16 protein-coding genes and 1 other annotated feature (1 of these 17 cut by a window edge) are annotated in these 21,908 nt (G+C 44.8%); of the genes, 4 read left to right on the forward strand and 12 right to left on the reverse strand.

Annotated elements, in window-relative coordinates; all coding sequences use genetic code 11:
• Nucleotides 1-184, forward strand: a binding site (T-box leader) (it extends 36 nt beyond the left edge of the window).
• 54 nt (nt 185-238) lie between these two features.
• The gene (gene trpS / locus RL70_RS03830; RefSeq protein WP_039042089.1) at nt 239-1,225 is read left to right on the forward strand and encodes a tryptophan--tRNA ligase; all 987 of its coding nucleotides are present in this window, start codon (nt 239-241) and stop codon (nt 1,223-1,225) included.
• 301 nt (nt 1,226-1,526) lie between these two features.
• Here trpS and fabF read toward each other — a convergent pair whose 3' ends face one another.
• Nucleotides 1,527-2,765 carry a beta-ketoacyl-ACP synthase II gene (gene fabF, locus RL70_RS03835; RefSeq protein ID WP_039042090.1) on the reverse strand — a complete coding sequence of 413 codons (1,239 nt, stop codon included), beginning with the start codon at nt 2,763-2,765 and terminating at the stop codon, nt 1,527-1,529.
• A gap of 79 nt (nt 2,766-2,844) precedes the next feature.
• Nucleotides 2,845-3,777 carry a beta-ketoacyl-ACP synthase III gene (locus RL70_RS03840; RefSeq protein ID WP_039042091.1) on the reverse strand — a complete coding sequence of 311 codons (933 nt, stop codon included), beginning with the start codon at nt 3,775-3,777 and terminating at the stop codon, nt 2,845-2,847.
• A 187-nt stretch (nt 3,778-3,964) separates the two neighbouring features.
• On the opposite strand from RL70_RS03840, the gene RL70_RS03845 reads away from it, so the two are divergent.
• Nucleotides 3,965-4,150, forward strand: coding sequence for a DUF2929 family protein (locus RL70_RS03845; protein ID WP_039042092.1), 186 nt, complete (start codon nt 3,965-3,967; stop codon nt 4,148-4,150).
• A gap of 98 nt (nt 4,151-4,248) precedes the next feature.
• Here the strand turns inward: RL70_RS03845 and RL70_RS03850 are convergent, their stop codons facing one another.
• The 4 genes from RL70_RS03850 to RL70_RS03865 all read right to left on the reverse strand — a co-directional run bounded on the left by RL70_RS03850 (nt 4,249) and on the right by RL70_RS03865 (nt 8,157).
• Nucleotides 4,249-4,434 carry a hypothetical protein gene (locus RL70_RS03850; protein ID WP_039042093.1) on the reverse strand — a complete coding sequence of 62 codons (186 nt, stop codon included), beginning with the start codon at nt 4,432-4,434 and terminating at the stop codon, nt 4,249-4,251.
• Nucleotides 4,435-4,687: 253 nt separating this feature from the next.
• A complete protein-coding gene (locus RL70_RS03855) occupies nt 4,688-6,829 on the reverse strand; it encodes an ATP-dependent Clp protease ATP-binding subunit (protein ID WP_156137887.1) in 2,142 nt (713 codons plus the stop codon).
• Between the two features lie 196 nt (nt 6,830-7,025).
• A complete protein-coding gene (locus RL70_RS03860; protein WP_039042094.1) occupies nt 7,026-7,334 on the reverse strand; it encodes a metal-sulfur cluster assembly factor in 309 nt (102 codons plus the stop codon).
• Nucleotides 7,335-7,386: 52 nt separating this feature from the next.
• Nucleotides 7,387-8,157: a prolyl oligopeptidase family serine peptidase gene (locus tag RL70_RS03865; protein ID WP_039042095.1), complete on the reverse strand. Its 771-nt coding sequence runs from the start codon at nt 8,155-8,157 to the stop codon at nt 7,387-7,389.
• Between the two features lie 137 nt (nt 8,158-8,294).
• Between RL70_RS03865 and RL70_RS03870 the strand changes: the two genes are divergently transcribed.
• Both RL70_RS03870 and RL70_RS03875 read left to right on the forward strand, forming a co-directional pair.
• Nucleotides 8,295-9,110, forward strand: coding sequence for a Cof-type HAD-IIB family hydrolase (locus RL70_RS03870; RefSeq protein ID WP_039042096.1), 816 nt, complete (start codon nt 8,295-8,297; stop codon nt 9,108-9,110).
• An 18-nt stretch (nt 9,111-9,128) separates the two neighbouring features.
• Nucleotides 9,129-9,977: a DegV family protein gene (locus tag RL70_RS03875; RefSeq protein ID WP_025786049.1), complete on the forward strand. Its 849-nt coding sequence runs from the start codon at nt 9,129-9,131 to the stop codon at nt 9,975-9,977.
• 117 nt (nt 9,978-10,094) lie between these two features.
• Here the strand turns inward: RL70_RS03875 and RL70_RS03880 are convergent, their stop codons facing one another.
• From RL70_RS03880 to addB, 6 genes are all read right to left on the reverse strand, one after another.
• Entirely contained in the window at nt 10,095-11,546 is a 1,452-nt protein-coding gene (locus tag RL70_RS03880) for an alpha-amylase family protein (protein WP_082003294.1), read from the reverse strand.
• A 542-nt stretch (nt 11,547-12,088) separates the two neighbouring features.
• Nucleotides 12,089-12,460 carry a YisL family protein gene (locus RL70_RS03885; RefSeq protein WP_039042097.1) on the reverse strand — a complete coding sequence of 124 codons (372 nt, stop codon included), beginning with the start codon at nt 12,458-12,460 and terminating at the stop codon, nt 12,089-12,091.
• A 79-nt stretch (nt 12,461-12,539) separates the two neighbouring features.
• Nucleotides 12,540-13,439 (reverse strand): fumarylacetoacetate hydrolase family protein, encoded by a 900-nt coding sequence (locus RL70_RS03890; RefSeq protein ID WP_039042098.1) that lies wholly within the window; start codon nt 13,437-13,439, stop codon nt 12,540-12,542.
• A 43-nt stretch (nt 13,440-13,482) separates the two neighbouring features.
• Nucleotides 13,483-14,679 carry a DUF418 domain-containing protein gene (locus tag RL70_RS03895; protein WP_039042099.1) on the reverse strand — a complete coding sequence of 399 codons (1,197 nt, stop codon included), beginning with the start codon at nt 14,677-14,679 and terminating at the stop codon, nt 13,483-13,485.
• Nucleotides 14,676-18,386 carry a helicase-exonuclease AddAB subunit AddA gene (gene addA / locus RL70_RS03900; protein ID WP_039042100.1) on the reverse strand — a complete coding sequence of 1,237 codons (3,711 nt, stop codon included), beginning with the start codon at nt 18,384-18,386 and terminating at the stop codon, nt 14,676-14,678. The genes RL70_RS03895 and addA overlap by 4 nt, the downstream gene beginning before the upstream one ends.
• Complete coding sequence (gene addB, locus RL70_RS03905; protein ID WP_039042101.1) at nt 18,361-21,861, reverse strand: helicase-exonuclease AddAB subunit AddB; 3,501 nt, start codon at nt 21,859-21,861, stop codon at nt 18,361-18,363. Before addB ends, addA begins: the two co-directional genes overlap by 26 nt.
• Nucleotides 21,862-21,908 lie beyond the last annotated feature (47 nt).

Raw genomic sequence — 21,908 nt, forward strand, 5'->3', positions numbered from 1 at the left:
CTTCTTAAGAGAGCCTGTGGGTGGTGTGAACAGGTGAAGCGGTTAAAAGGAATGGGCTCCCGAGCTCGGTTGAATGTGTAGAACACCACTACTATTCCACTGCGTTCCCCCGCGTTAAGGGGTTTGAGTGGCCTTCGGGCAATTCGGGTGGCACCGCGGTTCCTACACATCGACCGTCCCTATTTTTATAGGGATGTGTCGGTGTTTTTTTGTGTTTAAATTTGAGGAGGAAATAACAATGACAACTATTTTTTCAGGTGTTCAACCGACAGGTATTATTACGTTAGGAAATTACATTGGGGCATTCCGACAATTCATCGAGCTTCAGCATGAGGCGGATTGCATTTTCTGTATCGTTGATCAGCATGCGATTACCGTTCAACAAGATCCTGATGAGTTGAAACAAGCGATCCGTTCGCTAGCTGCAACCTATATTGCAAGCGGGATAGATCCTGAGGAGTCTGTACTCTTCATCCAATCGGAAGTCCCTGCTCATGCACAAGCAGGATGGATTATGCAATGTACGTCTTCCATCGGCGAGCTCGAGCGCATGACACAGTTCAAAGATAAGTCGGATGGGCAAGATGGAGTTTCTGCTGGCTTGCTAACGTATCCACCATTAATGGCAGCTGATATTCTCCTTTACAACACAGATGTTGTCCCCGTTGGAGAAGACCAGAAACAGCATTTAGAATTAACACGTGACTTAGCGGAGCGATTCAATCGCCGTTATGCAGATGTGCTGACGATGCCAGAAGTACGCATACCAAAAGTCGGCGCGCGCATTAAGTCGCTGCAAGATCCGTTGAAAAAGATGAGTAAATCGGATCCGAATCAGAAAGCAACGATTTTCTTAATGGATACGCCGAAACAAATCGAGAAGAAGATTAAAAGTGCCGTGACAGATTCTGAAGGAGTTGTCCGTTTTGACGTTGAGAATAAGCCAGGTGTCTCGAATTTATTGATCATCGAATCTGCACTGACCGGTGTTTCTGTAGAGAACCTAGTTGCTAGGTATGATGGTCAGGGGTATGGTGCTTTTAAAGCGGGTGTTGCCGAAAGCGTCATTAATCACCTAGCGCCCATTCAAAAGACTTATCATGAATTGATGGAGTCCGACAAATTGGATACGATTCTGGATGAAGGCGCCGTTAAAGCGAACGCAATTGCATCAGCGACACTTACGAAAATGGAAGCCGCGATGGGACTCGGACGTAAACGGTAAGCAATAGTAAAATAATTGCCCCTATAAATAGCGCAAAGTCCGCGGATTTCAGGATAAAAAGCCCAACAGTCCGCATATCGAAGCCCATCGATGTGTAGTTCAAATACGTGATCATTGTTGTACATGTGGTGACAATGAGTCCATAGCTAAGTAGGAATAAGAATAGTCGCGTCATGACATCGATCCTTTTTTAGTTTTGTCCTACTATATGAAAACTATCCACTTTTTAAGACTGACACACTACGCATGAAAAAAAGAGCTACTTCGGATTATCCGAATAGCTCTTTTTGAGTGGAATGAATTAGATTTTCTTGAAAATAAGTGATGCGTTATGACCACCGAATCCAAGTGAGTTGCTCATTGCATACGTGACGTCCGCTTTACGAGGTCCGTCTGTAATGTAGTCGAGGTCACACTCTGGATCTGGGTTTTCAAAATTGGTTGTTGGAGGCAAGATGCCTTCTTGCAACGCTTTTGCAGTAAAGATTGCTTCTAGTCCACCTGCAGCTCCAAGCAAATGCCCTGTCATCGACTTTGTTGAACTAATAGCGAGTTTGTACGCATGTTCGCCAAATACGGTTTTCGCTGCCATCGTTTCAAACAAGTCGTTATAAGCAGTACTTGTTCCGTGTGCGTTAATGTAGCCGATTTCATCAGGTGTAATTCCTGCTTGCTGAATCGCTTGTTGCATTGCACGCACTGCACCTTCACCTTCAGGAGCAGGAGCTGTAATGTGGTGTGCGTCACCTGTCGATCCATAGCCAATTACTTCTGCATAGATTTTAGCTCCGCGTTTTACTGCGTGCTCATATTCTTCCAAGATGAGAATTCCTGCACCTTCACCAATGACAAAACCATCGCGCTCTTTATCGAACGGACGTGAAGCTGTGTTTGGATCTGGATTAAGTGATAATGCTGTATTTGCACAGAATCCTGCGACAGACATTGTTGTGATTGGAGCCTCTGCTCCCCCTGTGATCATGACATCTGCATCGCCTCGAAGAATGACTTCGAATGCATCTCCAATCGAGTTTGTACCTGAAGCACATGCTGTCACGGTACAAGAGTTAATGCCTTTGGCACCAAAGTGAATCGATACTTGACCAGAAGCCATGTCAGGAATCATCATGGGAACGAAGAACGGGCTGACACGTCGATAGCCTTTTTCCTGGAATGTAAGGAACTGCTTTTCGTGTGTTTCCATTCCACCGATTCCAGAACCGATCCAGACGCCTGTGCGTAGCCCCGTTGCTTCATCCAATTCTGCAAGGCCAGCATCTTTCATTGCCATGATGGAAGCCGCCATTGCATAGTGAGTGAAACGATCCATTTTACGAGCTTCTTTTTTTGGTAAGTACTCTTCAATGTCGAAATCTTTTACTTCCGCTGCTACTTTTACCGGGAATAACTCAGTATCGAGTCTCGTCAACGGTCCGATACCTGACTTGCGGTCAAGAACGGACTGCCATGATTCCTCAGCTGTATTTCCTACCGGGGAAACGGCCCCGATTCCGGTAATGACTACGCGTCGTTTTTCCATTAGTTGAACTCTCCTTCGTCTCATAGATAGCATAGTTGCTTCCATCTGTATGGGTTAGTGTCATAAATGTCTTGTAAACTTACTTGCCCCAGCGCATGCAAATGCCGCCCCAAGTGAGGCCGCCGCCGAAACCGACAAGTACGAGAATGTCGTCGTCTTTCACACGACCCTCTTCGATATCGTCATGTAACGAAATCGGAATCGATGCTGCGGATGTGTTGCCATATTTGTGTACGGATTTGGACATCTTTTCGGGTGGAAGTCCTAGACGTTCACGAGATGCTTCCATGATTCGGATATTCGCTTGGTGTGGAATGAGGAAGTCCACATCCTCTTTTGTCAGCCCGGCTTTTTCGATGACATTTACTGCGGACTCTCCCATCTGTCGAACTGCAAACTTAAACACTTCGCGCCCGTTCATATGCAAGTAACGATCCTGATAAAGATGCTCACCACCTGTGCCATCTGCACCCAACTCGAATGCAAGAATACCACGATCCCCACTTACTTTTCCAACGATTCCCGCGCCAGCACCGTCTCCGAATAAGACAGCTGTATTACGATCTTTCCAATCTGTAATCTTGGATAGTTTTTCAACACCTACTACAAGGACATAATCGTGTGTACCAGCTTCTACGAAATGCTTGGCAGTGACAACGCCATACATGAATCCTGCACAAGCTGCAGAAACATCCATTGCAGCAGCATTTTTTGCACCAAGACGAGCTTGAAGCATCGTTGCTACAGATGGAAATGGACGATCTGGTGTTACAGTTGCCACTAAAATCATTCCGATTTGTTCAGGCTGGATGCCTGCTTTTTCTATCGCTTCTTTTGCAGCTGCGTAAGCCATATCTGATGTATCTGTACTATTATCAGCAATACGGCGTTCTTCAATTCCTGTGCGTGTACGAATCCATTCGTCTGATGTATCCATTCTTTTTTCAAGATCTGCGTTTGTCAGCACGTGTTCAGGGACATACTTGCCAATACTTAGAAGTCCTACACCCATTGCTCATACCCCGTTCCTTGTTATCTATTGTTAGTACCTGGTATCAATCATAGTGGATATCGTGATATTTTTCAACAATGGAGACACGAAACCGTCAAACTCTTTTATCGAGGATGTAAATTAAGTTTCGAAACGAGCGTCGCTATGATATGATGAAAGGTGAAAAAGTATTCTAGAGGTGATTTCTATGAAGTTCATCATGACGTTTGTTTGGTCATTCCTATTGGTTTCTATGCTCAACTATGTAGCAGGTTCCATTGCGAACGTACCAACGTTTGAATTTACAACTGGAATCATTGTCTCACTCGTTTTGTCTGTGATGGTATTCGCAATTACAGCGATTATTCCGGACGAGCCAGTTGCAGAGCATTGATCCATATCGCAGCGAAAGGGTTTGTTCCCTTTTGCTGTTTTTTTGTGGGGAAGATCGCATATTTTGAATGGAGAGATGTGGTATAGCGTCACATCTCCTTAAACAAGTGATGCGCCTCCAATTAATTCATTTACGTAGTTGATTTGTGTCTCGATGCCGATTAATTCACTGTTATTGCCGATTGTGCTCTCCATTTTGCCGATTCTTCCCTCGATACTTCCGATACTCCCTATCATATTGCCGATTGCTCTGTTTATTTTTCCGATTCCGATATTCCATGGCATATCCCATTCCAAAACAATCTTAATGCAACCAATCCTCCCTTAACGTCGTTGAATTGTGTCCCGTTATCGAGAAACTTCTCCATGTGTCGGAGAAGTTGTCAGGGGTGATGGACAAGCTTGCTTTAGAGTCGGAGAAAACCCACTTAGTGTCGGACAACTACAGAGTTCTGATCGAGAACTGCTCCCCATGCCGGCATTCATTCTCTCAAAAAAAAGCCACCTTTCGCACTACACGAAAAGTGGCCCCAATTTTTTATAGTATATCTACAACCAACGCCCCGTCTTCCATCCGAAGATGCAAGCGTTGATCTTCCGCTAGATCGCCTTTGATGACTTCCTTCGCAACTGCTGTTTCCACATACCGTTGGATGAACCGTTTCAATGGACGCGCTCCGAAATCGGCATCTGTCCCTTCTTCAACGACCCAATCGAGGACAGGCTCCTCATACGTCAACGGGATATCCTGACCTTCCAATCTACGTATTAAATCGTCCAACATCTTCCGTGCGATTTCAACAAACGCATTGCCCGATAGTGAATGGAAAATGATAATGTCATCCATCCGATTCAGCAACTCTGGCTTAAAGTGATTGCGCAATTCCGCCATCACCAAGTCTTCTGCAGCGTGTTCATCAGACTCGAACTGACCGCTCATTAAGTACTGCGAACCAATGTTGGACGTCATGATGACTACAGTATTCCTAAAGCTCACAAGACGACCTTGGCTATCCGTAATGCGACCATCATCTAAGATTTGCAATAAAATATTCGAGACATCCGGATGAGCCTTCTCGATTTCATCCAACAAGACAACTGAGTACGGATTGCGACGGACCGCTTCCGTCAATTGTCCACCCTCTTCATAACCGATATATCCCGGAGGTGCTCCGACAAGTCTGGATACGCTGTGTTTTTCCATATACTCTGACATATCGATACGGATGAAATGATCCACAGAGTCGAATAATGTACCTGCGAGCGTTTTCGCAAGCTCCGTTTTACCGACACCTGTTGGACCAAGGAATAGGAACGATCCAATTGGTTTATCAGGGTCTTTAATGCCCGAACGAGCACGCCAGACCGCTTCCGTCACAAGTTGAACGGCATTATCTTGACCAATGACACGCTCTTTCAACGTATCAGCCAATCGTAACAACTTCTCACGTTCACCTTCCATCAGTTTCGTCACTGGGATACCTGTCCATCGCGCTACGATCATCGCGATTTCATCTTCAGTTACTTCTTCGCGAATCAAACGGTTTTCTGCCCCACCTTTAAACTGCTCTTCTAATTCATGCAGTTGGTGTTCCAGCATAGGGATTTTACCGTGACGTAATTCTGCGGCTTTGTTCAAATCGAATTTGTTTTCCGCGTCTTCCAATTCACGACGAAAGCGATCTAACTTCTCGCGCACGTCTTGCACTTCTTGTAGTTTTTTCTTTTCATTATCCCATTGCTCGCGCATACCTGATGAAGAATCTTTCAACTCTTTAAGTTCATCTCGCAATGCTGCGAGTCGATTTTGACTAATAGGGTCCTTTTCTTTCGTCAACGCCTGTTCTTCAATTTCAAGCTGCAAAATACGACGTGTCACTTGGTCAAGTTCTTGCGGCATCGAGTCAATTTCTGTACGAATCATGGCACTCGCTTCATCCATCAGGTCAATCGCCTTGTCTGGCATGAATCGCTCTGTCAAATAACGATCAGACAACGTTGCGGATGCAACAAGAGCACGGTCATGGATGCGTACACCATGGTGCAATTCAAAACGCTCTTTTAATCCACGTAAAATCGAAATCGTATCTTCCACAGATGGTTCGCGCACCATCACTTGCTGGAAACGTCGCTCTAGAGCTGGATCTTTTTCGATATACATCCGATATTCGTCCAACGTTGTGGCACCGATACAGTATAATTCGCCTCGCGCAAGCATCGGTTTCAACATGTTACCAGCATCCATCGCGCCTTCCGTCTTCCCTGCGCCGACAATTGTATGGATTTCGTCGATGAACAGAATAATTTCACCGTTACTATCTTTTACTTGTTTTAACACCGCTTTTAGGCGCTCTTCAAATTCACCGCGATATTTTGCGCCTGCAATTAAAGAACTCATATCGAGTTCGTGAATTTGACGGTCCTTCAGCCCTTCTGGCACGTCACCTTTCACAATACGTTGAGCAAGTCCTTCAACGATGGCTGTCTTACCAACACCAGGTTCTCCGATCAATACTGGATTATTTTTCGTTTTTCTCGATAAAATTCGGATCACATTTCGAATTTCTTCATCTCGGCCAATAACAGGATCCATTTTTCCGTTTTTCACATCTTCAACTAGGTTTCGTCCAAATTGTTCTAATGGGGAACGCTGATCTTCTTGTACGCCGTCCATTCTCATGAACCATCACCTCATTATAATTTTTAGTTAGTTTGACTTTGACTATCTTTGACTAATCTTAGTATACCTCGCTTTTCATCGTGTGTAAAGTCAGATGCTTAGGTCTCATTAACTAGTATTTCCCGCGCAGATTATATTAAAACGACAAAAAATCCGACCAGTGAAAAACTCACCAGCCGGATCTAATTCTGCTTATTTATCGCACGCCTAGTGCCATTTTTGCATAGCGTGACATGTTTTCACGTGACCAAGGTGGATTCCAGACGATGTCGACTTCGACTTCTTTCACTTCTGGAAGCTCCATCAGTTCTTGCTTCACATTAGCAACAATTTGTGGTCCCATCGGACAACCTATTGATGTAAGTGTCATCGTGACTTTACCGATGCCACCTTCAAGCAATTCTGCGTCATAGACGAGCCCAAGATTTACGATATCTACACCTAGCTCAGGGTCAATAACATTTTCAAGTGCGCCCATCATGCTTTCTTTCATTTCATCAGCCATTGGAATTCCCCTTTCTATTTCAATTCGTTGTACTCATCATAGCAAAACGAACTCAATCGTTCAAATGGTCTGCAAGAAAGTCCACTGCACGCAACATTCCTTGCCTTGAAACTGCGTGACCTGCATGCTCGTCCACCATGAACTCAAAGTCTTCTGGATGCTCATTGTATTTCACTTTTACAGCATTGTAGAAATGGCGTGTCGGTTCAAACGGTACCATTGTATCGTTCATGCCATGCCAGAAAAAGACAGGACGGCCATTCAAACGTTCTGGATGTTGAGTCAAATCAAACTCAGCGAGCGTACTCAGTAGCTTGTGGACATCTTCGTCTTTCATCGGAAGCTTGAATCCTTTATTCTCAAATTGCTTCATTTGACCTTTTGCAAGTTTTACATATCCAGGTGTACCCATCATAACCGCTGCGCTTTTGATCCACGGATACGCTGCTAAGCAACCAAGAGTCGTAATCCCCCCCATGGACGTTCCTGAAAATGCGATTTGATCAGAATTCAACAACCCTTTTTCTTTCAATTGTTGGTGTAAAAATCCTGCTTCTTCTATGGAAGTCAGTATGATCTCCCAGAATCGCAAACTGAGTTGAACTTCGTCGAGTGCTTCGGACCGAACACCATGAAGATGCGCTTCAGGCAATAATACACGGATTCCCTTCTTCGCCAGATTGAAAGCGTAATGCAAGTTATGTTCTTTCGCACTCGTAAAGCCGTGGAAAAAGATGACGACCGGCATTTCAGATGATTCCTGCTTCTCATCTACAATATGCAATAGAGGGACTGTTCCCCATTGTTCTTCTCTGATAATCATCCTTTTCACCTCGTTTACAGTTTTGTTGAGCATACCAATATTTTTCTAGAAAAACAAAAGTTGCGCATGGGTAATTACTTTTTTGACTTGTACACTTCCAAAAGGCTACACTTGAATAAGGAAGGAGGCGTTTTGCCATGAAACCACATTTAATTGCACTCGATTTAGACGGAACGTTATTAAATGATAAAAAAGTAATCTCTGAGAAAACGCTAGCTACACTCAAACAGGCGGAATCAGAAGGGCATCAAATCATGATTGCAACTGGACGCCCCTATCGCTCCAGTGAAGTCTATTACCGTCAGCTAGGACTAAAAACACCGATTGTTAACTTTAATGGAGCGTTCGTACATCACCCAACTGATCGTACTTGGAAAACCGTCCATGAAACTATTGATTTATCTGTCGCTAAAGAAGTTATCGATGCCATGCAAGACTTTAACTTAAAAAACATTGTCGCGGAAGTCATGGATGACGTCTATTTACATTACCACGATGAGAAATTGCTCGATATCTTCAGTACCGGGAGTTCAAAAATTCAAGAAGGTGATATTCGCCAATATCTACAAGTGAACCCGACGAGTCTTCTCATTCAAGGTGGCGAAGGCATGGCCGATCCGATTCGTAAGCACTTGGAAGAAGTTCATGCAGAAGTCATTGAGCATAGACGCTGGGGAGCTCCTTGGGAAATTGTTGAAGTCATTCGTCATGGGCTAAACAAAGCGGTTGGAATTTCTAAAGTTTCCGAGTGGATTGGTATACCACAAGAACGAATTATTGCATTTGGGGATGAAGACAACGATTTGGAAATGCTCGATTACGCGGGGATCGGTGTTGCAATGGGCAACGGGATTGATCAGCTGAAATCGATTGCGAATGAAGTAACTTTGACGAATAACGAAGACGGTATTGCCATAATGTTACAAGAACGACTTAATTTAAAATCTTCATAAAGAGATTGGAGGATTCTCATGAAAATTTTCGTAGATAGTGGTTGTGACTTGCAAAAATCGTATTTAGATGAAAATGATGTCACATTGCTTCCTTTGACAGTGTTACTTGATGGAAAAGAATATCAAGATATCGTGGATATTGACGCAAAAGAAGTATTCCAAGCCATTCGAGCTGGCAAACAACCGAAAACATCTCAAGTCTCTCCAGATCGAGTGCTTGCTCTCTGGAAAGAATTTGCCGAGACTGGAGAAGATGGAATTTACATCTCATTCTCTTCCGAATTGTCGGGTACATATCAGACATCTGTCATGATGCGGGATCAGGTGAAAGAAGGCAATCCGCGCATGAACTTAATCGTTGTCGATACACGCTGCGCTTCCCTTGGCTGTGGATTAGTCGTTCAGGAAGCTGTTCGTTTACGAGATGCAGGAGAAGATGTCCGGACCATCGAGCGCAAAATTCGTAAAATGGCAAGTAACATGGAGCATTTGTTCACAGTAGAAGATCTCGATTACCTCGCTAAAGGCGGTCGTGTCTCGAAAGCAAGCGCATTTTTCGGCGGACTGTTGAACATCAAACCGCTACTTCACGTAGAGAGCGGTCGATTGGTGCCGATTGAAAAGCATCGCGGAAGAAAAAAAGTGTTCCGGCGTATTCTAGAGCTCATGGAAGAACGCGGGGATCATGTTTCCGAACAAGTGATTGCGATTAGTCATGGCGATGACGAAGAAGGGGCTCTTGAGTTACGGGACTTGATCGAGGAAAAGTTCCATCCTAAAGAAATTCAAGTCCACATGATCGGCTCTGTCATTGGCTCTCATGCAGGACCAGGAACTCTCGCCGTATTTTTCTTAAACAAACAGTAAGTTAAGTATAAGCAACTCCGTCGTTCATATCCATTGACGTCTGAGCTGCTTTTTTTTGGGCCTTGTTACAGATTTTCTCCAAACAAAAAGAGAGCACCTATGCGCTCTCTTTCAGCCTTACTTCTTGGCTTCCGCTTTCCGTTCTTGTCGTGCTTTTCTACCTTTTCTCCAAACTGCCCATAGGAAGCTTAAGAATAGGACATATACCATAATCGATGCGATCAGATAAGGGATATTGAATCCTTTGTCTTCTTTCACCAAATAGATTTCTGCCATTTCACGGTCCAAAACGACGTGATATTTGTCATCTTCGGTTTCCACAATTTGGTCACTATCCAGTAATCCACGTAGACGCTTCTTACTGCCAATCTCATCTGGATCTAATGCATAACTTTGTGTTTCAGATGTGTTGTTGATGGCGACGATCCACGATTCGTCTTCATCGTAAATTTTGTATACCATGTATCCATCTTTATTGTGCAGCATTTTGAAATTACCGTTACGAAGCGTATTCGATTGGTTTCTTAATGCATTTAAATTTCCAATAAGCTCTTTCAGTTCCATATCGGTCTTAAAGTTGAATAGCGGATGGCTTTCAGGCGCTTCTTTTCCATTCACCGCAATCTCTGTTCCATATGGCATGACTGGAATGCCAGGTAACGTAAATAGCGCAGTTACGGCTGTTTTCCAACGTGTCGGTGGAAACATTCGCTGCTCCACGATGTCGTAAGTGAAACGTGGACCTGTTAACTGATCAAACTGGATCAAATCATTCGGTTCACTTGTTTCGAATTGGCTCATTTGAGATGAATTAGGATCCACTCTAACAAACGATTCACGTAGGGCCTCCATGGACGAATTGTTTGGCTGGGAGTCAACAGCAGCGTCAGTTTCTTCTTCAGACAATACATACAAATCAGGTGATGCTTCTTTCAACGAAGCTATAAATTGATCGAGCACATCTTTCGAATAGTCTTCAGTTTTCGTCAACCGAATCCCGTCCAACTCATAGGTTTTCACAAAGTTGACCATAGTCTCTTCCAGATTACGTTGCACATCGACATCGTCTGGTTTCCAATCAATGGTATTTCCTTCACCTTGTGTAAACGGGAGTTTGCTTGCCCATACATGATCTTTGCTAACTCCAGCTAACGGGAAATCAGCAATAACACGGACATCCTTGTCGTGCAGTTCATCGAGCATCGACTTGAAATCTTCTTCGGTACCAAAATGTTTCTCGAATTTTGTATAATCGAGTACTTCTTTGCCATCATAGGTTGCTGTCTGGAATACAGGCCCGATGGAAACAGCTGTGAAGCCCATATCTAAAATATGTTGTAAACGGAGGGAAATCCCTGAGAAATCGCCACCGTTGAATGCGTACAAGTCCTGTGCATCTGTATCTATATCATTTCGTCCATCCCCGTTATTAAAACGGTCAACTAGTAAATCATATATACTTTCGTCTTTCAAGGACCGTTCAGTCTCAGCTGAAGCTAAGCTTGGAAGTGCTGTCGTTACCAGTAAAAAAACCATCATCATTACACTAAGTAGTCGTTTGACGTTCACCCAAAAAGCCTCCTTCTACAATTCACCCATGAAATTTGCTCATAAATTCTTTAATGTGCTCATAACTCACGTATTCCGCTCATAAATCTCGAATTGTGCTCATAACTCACGTATTACGCTCATAAAACTCAAATTGTGCTCATAACTCACGGTTTTTGCTCATAAATCTCAAATTGTGCTCAAAACTCACGGTTTTTGCTCATAACTCTCAAATTATGCTCATAACTCACGCTTTCCGATCATAACTCATCACTTCATACTACCAAACCGCACCAGCCATCGCCATGGTTTCTGAAGAAAACTAAAACCATGTTACAGAAATAAGGCAAACTTGTGAAAACTGCAAAGTAAAACCCGCTGATAATTAAATCAGCGGGTTACTTGATTTCATTCCAACTCATCATGATCATCATTCGTTTGCATTCTCCGCGATGTCACAACTACAGAGAGCGCGAATAGCAGCATGATGCCGAAAACTCCTAGCAATAGCATCCATCCTACCATTCAAACACCCTCCTTTGTGGTTCATCTGACAATCAGAATTAGAAGAGTTTAAGGCCAAATGGCAAGTGGAAACCGAGTCCTACAGTAATCAATAAAGAAATGGCAAACAATATCCAAAATAATTGAGTGGGCTTGTTTTTCGCCTGACGAGCAAATACCATTTCCATCATTCCGATAGTTACAATACCGAATATGAATTTCACGCCATACAATGCAGCGTCGCCACCCATAAGTTCTATGAACAACGCAACTCCAGTAATAATAATCAGAATGTAGAATACACGTAGCACCATCTTCGTAATTTTACGACCTTTAGAGTCGAGGGGTTGTGTCGCTGCAATCAAGAACATAATAATGCCGACTACCCACGAAAAAATGTGTAAATGTGTCGAGTTCGATAAAAAATCCAAGTTAGTCACCTCGTTTAAGTTTCATATGTGCATCCCTTATCTTAACATACATCATAAGCTAGGGAAAATAGAGGGACCTTTACTCGAAGTAGTTGACGAGTGTTCCGATTCCTTCAACAGATATTTTCACAGTATCGCCCGCCTTCAAGTAAGTTGGGGGATTCATCGCTTTTCCAACACCTGCTGGAGTCCCTGTTAAGATGACATCTCCGGGTTCCAGTGTGACAAACTTAGACAGTTCCTCAATAATTTCATCGATTGGAATAATCATAGATTTGGTATTCCCATTTTGGCGAACGTCATCATTCACTTTAGTGACAATCGACAAGTTATGTGGATTTGGAATCTCATCTTTCGTAACGATATACGGTCCGAGCGGGCAGCTACCATCCAACGTTTTTCCGAGGAAGAACTGTTTGCGCTCTGCCTGCAAATCACGCGCAGTCAGATCGTTCGCGATGGTATATCCGAAAATCGTGTCGTATGCGAGCTGTTTTGGAATGTTTCGACCGCCTTTTCCTATGACCACCGCAAGTTCGCCTTCATAATCCAGCTGACTTGTCAGGGCTTCATGGATTGGCAATGTCTGCTCATCCCCTGCAATCGCAGTCGGAGCTTTAGTGAAAATCATCATCTTGGCGGGTACACCTTCGCCCCCCATTTCGGATGCGTGATCAGCGTAGTTTTTACCAACACCTAGTACATTTTTAGGTGTTCGTGGAATTGGAGATAACCATTCAATTGCTTCGAACGAGTATTTAAAGGTATCCATGTCTTCATGAGAGTGGGCTTTTTCGCACAAGTTACGGATTTTTTCTACAAAATCCATTCCAGATGCAACGCCTTCTGCGATTGAAGCAGGAAAGTTTTGCTCCCCAACTGCCTCTGCAATTTTCTGTACATCCCACACCGCTTCTTCCTTTTTCACTTTAGGTCCGAATAACGTTTTCCCATCATACTTGAACGAAAGTAATTTCATTGACTAGCCCATCCCTTCCATCATTGGTTTGCATTACGTACTGTTACGACAAGTCTTGTCGTTTCTCCTTTTTATTCGATAAAAATGTACCATATGTGCCAACACGCCAAATCCATTCAATTGGCCCCATTTTGTAACGGGATAGCCACAAGTCAGCTAGTAACGCCTGAACAACAAAGATTCCGATTGCGATGAGAGTTCCCGTGATAATATCCACTTTGCCGTACATCCCGAACCCATAATTATAAAAAATGAGTGTCGCAATGACGGATTGACTGATATACGTCGTGAGTGACATACGACCGGCCTTTGCAACTGGACGGAACACTTTCGAAAACCATGGCGTTGTGCACAGCAGCAACACTAGTGCTCCATATCCTAAAGCAACGAGTGGACCGCCAAAATAAGTTTGAACAAGTTGCATTGAAAAATTTGGGGCTATCAAAAAAGGTAATGCCTTTAGTATTAACCCAATAATGAGTAGACTACCTCCAACTACAAGTAGTCGTCCTTTCAGCTCTTTCGCTCGTTCAAAAAGTCTCCATTTCGCAAATGCCGCCCCGATCATCATAAGTGGTAAAATCATAAACGGTGTTAAGAATAAATTTGCACCACTTATAAACAACCATTCTTTTGCACGAAATGCGAGTGCCGCCAAGTAGCTTCCGTGTCCATACACTTCAATGGACTCCTGAATTTGCTGAATATCTGCAAACTCCGAAAATGTGCCACCTACTTCCAAGCGTTCTACTACGTACGTCAGCCCTGTTATTAGACCGTTCGGCACGATGTAGAGTGCCAGTGCTCCGAAAAACAACCACTTCGGAGGAATTCGGACGAGTGCTATCATAAGAAAGCCCATCATGGCGTACGTGAATAAAATATCCCCAGACCAGATGAAAAACGCATGAATCAGACCAAACAAAAGCAGTATCACCATGCGACGAACCGCTACCGGTCCAAATGGCGACTTTTGCAGCAACGACTTTTCATACTGCATACTCAGTCCATACCCGAAAAGCATCGCAAATATCGGATAAAAACTAGCTTCTATGAAAATATCTAGCCACATAAACGGAAAACCTTCACCGTTGCTTTCAAACCAACTATATGGATCCATGTACATGTACGGTGAATGAAATACGAGCATGTTGGCGATAAAAATACCGAGCAATGAAAATCCTCTTAACATATCTAACGATTCTATACGTCCGGTCTCACCGGTTGGTAGTCTAGTCAAACTGTCTCCTCCTGAACTGTCAATGCTCGACCTTCATCAAACAAGTACAACAGCATTTCTTTTATCGTCACATGTGTAATCGCTTCAATCGCGGTTTTGTATAAGCTCAGTTGCACGTGATAACGCGAACGCATCTCATCATCGATCGCTTCCCGTGATGCAAAACGGCCTTTCAATCGATCCGTTTTGTAATCCAATAACACCCATCCATCCGGCTCTTCAAACAAACAGTCCGCGATTCCTTGTAAAATCTGCGAATCTCCGTCTTCTCCTTCAACCGCAAACGTGAAAGGCAATTCCTTCAACACACGTGTTGCCTGTTGCATCCGCTCAGAAACCGGTGAGTTTGTAAATTGTACAATGGCAGCCCTATCAAGGGAAGTCACTTCGACTGCCGTCAACAACTGACGCTGCAACAACTCCTCTAACAAGACATCCACACTTGCCAGATCTTTCGTCTTCGCTAAGTCGATATGTTGCATCACGGTGTGCATCGCCGTTCCAACTTCAGCTGCGATGATCGAACGCTGTTGTAAAAACGCAGGTCGTGCGTGCAAGTACGCTTGGCTCACTTCCCCATTTCGACTTGCAAACGGATCATTGAATGTGAATTCAGCTTCCAGTTGTGCAATCCGTTTCAATTCCGTCACCGAGACTTTCGATCGCTTTTTGACAGATGCATCGTATGGATACTGATAGTCAAAGCGCTTCGTCACTTCTGCAAGAATAGATTCATCTACAACAGGAATCGGCAATTCTTCGGTTTCGGATATATCCTCCATGAATTCTGGCTCAGACAAAGACTCGCTGAAGTAAGATACCGGCAATGCATTGATAGCCCACTTAGAAGGGTGTTCTTTCACCAGTGCACCTTGCGTCGTCCCGAACTTCATGAAATCCGCATGGCGCGCTACCGCTGGACCAATCCAATCCAAGTACCCATTTGCACGGGAGCGCATGTAATCTGGCAATCGCTCTCCCGGATCCACGAGTTGTGCATCTTGCCATTTCGTTATCGACTTTTCGATATCCTTCACCGTCGCAACCAGTTCTAACTGTTCTTTTGCACGAGTCATCGCGACATACAAAATACGCATTTCTTCAGAACGCATCTCCAACTCTTTCTGTTCTTTCATCGCGAGAAACGGCAATGACGTATACATAATCCGTTTATCCGGATCAATCGCTTTAACCGCTAAACCGAAGTGCTGGTCAAACAAATAGGGCTCATTGAAATCCATTTTGTTAAACTGCCTGCCTGTACCTGCAACAAACACATTCGGAAACTCCAGTCCTTTTGACGAGTGAATCGTCATAATGCGCACAACGTCTTCCTTTTCACTCAAATACCGTGCAGCTCCTAGATCATCTCCACGCCGTTGCATCCTATCGACAAATCGTAAAAAGCGGAATAGTCCACGGAATGAAGTCTTCTCATATTCAATTGCGCGATCATGCAGCGCACGCAAATTCGCTTGGCGCTGTTTACCATTCGACATACTTCCGACCATTTCATAGTAGTTCGTATCCCTATACACTTGCCAGATAAGCTCGGATAATGATCCACGACGAGCTAGATTCCGCCACTCTTCAAAAGCAAGCATGAAACGCTGCAGTTTTTGCTGTGTTTCAGGCGCCATTCCAGATCCTTTAGTTGCTATAAACGTCTTCAACGCTTCATAAAACGGTACATTCTTCGCAGCGAGACGCACTTCTGCTAACTCGTTTTCCGTCATGCCGACGAACGGGGCACGTAGCACAGAAGCGAGCGGAATGTCTTGATACGGATTGTCGATCACACGTAATGTATTCAGCATAATCGTCACTTCAAGTGCATCGAAATAGCCACGGGATAGTTCAACATAAACAGGAATTTCAGCGCGCTTGAATTCCTCTGCAATTTCAGCGGACCACGTCATCGAACGCAGGAGAACTACAATGTCACTGTATCGGATCGTACGTTTCTCCCCACTGAATGCATCGCACACTTCATGTCCGTCCGACATCCACTGTTTAATTTTCTTCACCATATAACGTGCTTCCGCCTGAGAACTCTTCAGATTTTCCAAGTCCTCCGTCGTTTCATCTTCAAACTCTTCCTCATCAGAGTAAAGGACGGTCAAATGCGCAGCCGTTTCCATCTCTGGATAACGAGCACCGTACTTCAACGCGGCAGCCTCATCGTATTCGATTTCACCGACGCGCTCTCCCATGATTTGGGAGAAAATGAAGTTCGTCGCATCCAACACTTCCTTACGACTCCGGAAATTCGCGTTCAAATCGATTTTCAAACCTTGATCCATACCTTCTTCAGTAAAACGACCGTATTTCCCTAAGAACAACCCTGGCTCTGCAAGACGGAAGCGATAGATGGATTGCTTTACATCTCCTACCATGAACAAGTTACCGTCTGATTCCGACCCACTTTTTACGAACTGGACAATTGCTTCTTGCAATAAATTGGTGTCTTGGTATTCATCGACTAGCACTTCTTTGAATTTCGACCGATAGTCCATGGCAATATCAGACGGGACAAGAACGTCACCTTCACGATTAGTTAAGATATCCAGCGCGAAATGCTCAAGGTCGGAAAAGTCGACAATTCCTTTCTCCGATTTAACTGTGCGATAGCGATGACCAAATTCTATGACCAGCTCAATGAGCGTATGCATCATCGGTGCCATTAAACGGATTTCCGTAAGCAAACGCGCAGGCGTTCGGACGAAATAGGCATCCTTGATTCCAGTGACAAGCTTTTTCACGGAATCTCTTAATGATTTCGCGCGCTTTGCGAGTTCTTCATCACATGAATCTTTTTTCACTGCTCCCGCTTTCACCCAGACTAGCTGTTGGAAAAACACATGAGTTTGTTCCCAAGTACTTGTTGAAATTGAACGAATGGCTTCGTTGATCCAAACCAAGTCCGCTTCTGCTGTCTTAATGAGGGGCGTTGGCCCATCTGGTAAATCTGCAATACGGTGCATATCTGTTGCGAGCGCAGCCGCTTCTTCCAGCTTTTGCTGAATGGCAGATTTCAAAGGTCCGATAAATTCCAAGTCATCGATCGTAATTTCATCGCCAATTTCATATTGTTGCGGAATTTGCAGCAACCACGATTCAGGATCCGGATGCACACGGGAATAGTCGTACAGCCGATCTATTAATAATTCCAACGACTGGTCATTTCGATCAGACGTGAAACTGTCCGCCAATCGATAAACCGCTTCAGGATCTTCTACGCTATAGGCATCTTCCAACACATCTGCAATCGTATCGTCGCGCAGTAACGCCGCTTCTGTCGGATCCGCAATTCTAAATCCTGGGTCAATATCTAGCAGATACGCATATTGCCGGACGACATTCAGACAAAATGAGTGCATCGAAGAAATTTGAGCTTTGTTCAATAAACTGAGCTGTTTTCGCAAATGCGGGGACTCTGGGTGCAAGGTGATCGCCTCTTCCAGCGCAGTCCCCATACGATGGCGCATTTCAGCAGCCGCCGCATTCGTGAAGGTCACGACGAGCAATTCATCCACGTTAATCGGGTTTTTATCATCCAAAACTTTTTGAATTAGACGTGTGATCAACACTTTCGTTTTCCCAGATCCCGCTGCAGCTGAAACGAGGATGTCGTGACCTGAAGCGTAAATTGCTTTCCATTGGTCGTCTGTAAACGTCACATCACTCGGTTTCGGTGGTATGTGCATCGCCTTCAACCTCCTTCCTCATTTTTTCAAGAGATTCTTTTGCTGAGAGTTCGGTATAATTTCGGTACTTTGCTTCTGGGTCCGTTGTGTCGAACTGACAGACCCCTTGATACGGACAGTAGTTACATGGCATCCGCTCTTTCAATCGATACGGATATACCCGTGCATCACCTGCAAGCATAGCGTCACCCGCTTGGCGGTGGCGGGAACGAACGGCTCCACGGAGTAGTTGCATATCATCGGGGGCCAGCACTTTAGAGGTCGCATAGAACGAACCATCTTTCTTCACACGAGCAGGAATGATTTTGGACGATTGTTCAATGTCACTGTCCATTTCTTTGACGACAGATAAATCCTCAAGCACATAACCTTTCATAGAAAACGACTTCAGCATCTCTTCTTCAACCGCTTCTTCCGTCAACTCCTGAATGCTGCGCACCATTGGATTGTGAACGTGGACATACAACATGCCGGCAGGATCTGCCTGCACGTGTAGCCATTCGTCTGCATGCTCAAGTGCAACGTCTAGATACGTCAGCATTTGCAGCGACAATCCATAATACACTTCCGTCAAATCTAGCGCTTTGGCAGAAGATTTGTAGTCGACAATGCGAATGTACGTTTTTTCATTCACTTTCGATGCATCGACACGGTCAATTCGTCCGCGCAAGTTCATGTGTCCACCCTGTTTTAAAGGAATTGACAGTGGTGGCATTTGCTCACCTTGTCCAAATCCAACTTCGACTGCGATCGGCTCAAAACTAGATGCCGTCGCTTGGCTGCGGAGCGCAAACAGCGTCCGTTGGATAATACGTGTCAATTTGCGTTTAATGTAAACATGACGACTCGTCGACAACAAAATCCGATGGAAGAAATACGGTGCAATACCGTCTACCGCTTCCCGCGCCAATCGGAAGCAGTCCTCTTTCGATAACCCGGCCCATGTTGCTCCGGTTCTCATGATGTCATCTGATACCCATTTCAGAGCCGCGTGGAATAAATCCCCGATTGCAGGTGCTTCCAATGTGAATTCAGATCGTTCACGTAACCCGAGACCGTATGTCGCATAATGTTGAAACGGACAACTGTAATACGATTCGACACGCGAGACACTCGACGACATCGTTTCACCATATAAGCCTGAAGTTAACTCTGGCGTCAATCGCTCGGTATCTGTCCCATGCTTCCGCTTTCCTTGAATACTGCTAAGTATCGAAGCCCAGAGCGGATCGTCCTCATAATACGAAACTACCGCCTGCCATAATGGGGATAAGAATCCTCCAGTTTCCGCTAGACGAAGTTGAGCGGACGCATACGGCAACACAGCTCTCGGATGGCTAATGTACGAGAATTCATCTGCACCTTCTAGTAAGTCTAATGGATCGGCAACGACGATTTCCGTAGTTATTCCATCAAGTAGTTGACCGATTCTAGGAATATATAGTGAAGGTATGAGCGCTTTTCCTGCTTCGTCTGCTATCGGATAGGATATCGTCAATCCTTCTGAGGCTGCAGTAAACGCACGGTATGCTTTGTACGTTTCATCCATTAAACGTGATTTAGCAGAAGGGGCCAGTTCAAATCCGACCGTTTCAAACCATTGTCGATCGGCATCGGATATGAGCCCTTCATTGTCAATTCGTTGTGGCAACACACCATCGTTTGTCCCAATGACAAATATTTCATCAATACTTAAAAAAGTCGCAAGGTCGATCGTCATCACCGTCACTTGGTCAAGCGATGGCGGAATCCTTGAAAATTCGAGCGTATCGAATCCTTCATCAAGCACTCGAACCGCGTCTTTTGGTGCCATTTTGACATCTCCGAACATAAGCACAAACTGATCGAGGATATTGATCCATCCGTTCCATGCCTGTTCATGCTCTGATGCGCCGAGCAATCGTCCTGCGCGTTCTTCTTCTGCGCGAAGGTCGATGATTTTATCGTACACATGGTGTTCTTCCATGAACGCAAACAACGCTTCCGCAGCTTGCCTACCGTCTTTTGCAGTTTTCAACTGCTTTCCGAACGTCTCAAGTGGTCCGCGAACCAAGTCACGTACACTATGCAACTCTTGTTGCATTGCAAGTTCTTCATCCGTTTGAACTTCCGTATGCAATTCGAGACCACGATACTTTTTCACCCGCCACCGAACATCGTCAAACCACCGGTGTCCATGGATTCCATGCGCTAACACATAGTTCTCCAAGCGATCCGCACGTTCTCGCCATAGTTGACGGTCTTCTCCATGTGGGAAAAACAAGTCCGTCTTCACTGCGCGAAAAATGGCTTCATATGACCAATTTCCAGTAACCGCTTCTAGTACCGATCGTGTGAATTCAATGAGGGGATGGTGTAGCATCGGCTTTTTCTGACTAATGAACACCGGAATGTCGTACTGCGGAAAAATCGTCTCCAGCAATTCATCGTACACTTCCGGTTGCCGATACAAAATAGCGATCTCGTTATACCGTTTTCCCGACCTGACAAGAGTGCGAATCGAACGCGCCACTGCATGCAATTCAGCACGGCGATCCGTCGCTTCTAAAATTTTGACATCTCCACTACTCGCTTTGGGTGTCGCCGGATACTTATCGAATTGGGCTTCCAAATGCAACACATCAGGATTCCGGAATCGGTGAGTTTTCGTCAATCTCAACTCGTGCTCTACTTCTACCGATACCTCACGTGCTAGATCCGTTATGATTTGTTTCGTGCGCATTGGACTGAAAAACAGCTCGTGGTCAGCAGTTGCTTCCCCTTCGTCGTCTGTTGGAAGCGCCACTGTCACTCGTTTTGCGTATTTCAATAACTCCCTAATTATCTCGTGCTCACGGTTTGTCAGTAGCTCAAAACCGTCTATGTAAATGTCCGCTTCTTTGATATATGAAGAGAATTGAACTTGCCCGGAAAGCATCGATAAATGTCCTTCACTATCGACATAGGAAGTGCCAAGACGCTCTTCAACTTTCTCCAATAGGAGCGATAAGTCTCCTGCTTTGTCTACCAGTGAACGCGGTGCAGAAGCTGCCGTTAACTCAGAATGGAGCTGTGCCAGTGTCGTGTGGTCCAAGCAGTATCGGCTGAACTCTTTCAACACCCCTTCTACTTGCTCCGTAAATCCGCGCTTATCAGCTGCCTGTCGGAACAACTTGAAGTCCTCTCGATTTTCTTCCAGCACACTGCGAATGAGCATCCGGTATCCGAATCCGTCCACTTCGCGTCGTGTGATGCCTCCTGTTTCTTGAAGCACTCGCCAAGCCAATCGCTTAAATGTCAGCACTTGTGTGCGCACCATTCCGTTCAATCCGAATTGAGCTGCTAAACTATGCTCCAACGAATACGACATTTGGTCCGGCACGATTAACACAATCGGTGCGCCAAGCGGATCTTGTTGAAGTGCTTCCACAATTTCATGCTCAATGGTGTACGTTTTCCCAGTCCCGGAACGTCCCGTTATAAATCGCAGCGTCATCAGATATCCCCTCTCTGTCCTACTAGTCTCCTCATTGTAATTGTTTT

Origin of the sequence: Sporosarcina sp. ZBG7A (assembly GCF_000813425.1) — a bacterium.
Classification (GTDB): domain Bacteria; phylum Bacillota; class Bacilli; order Bacillales_A; family Planococcaceae; genus Sporosarcina.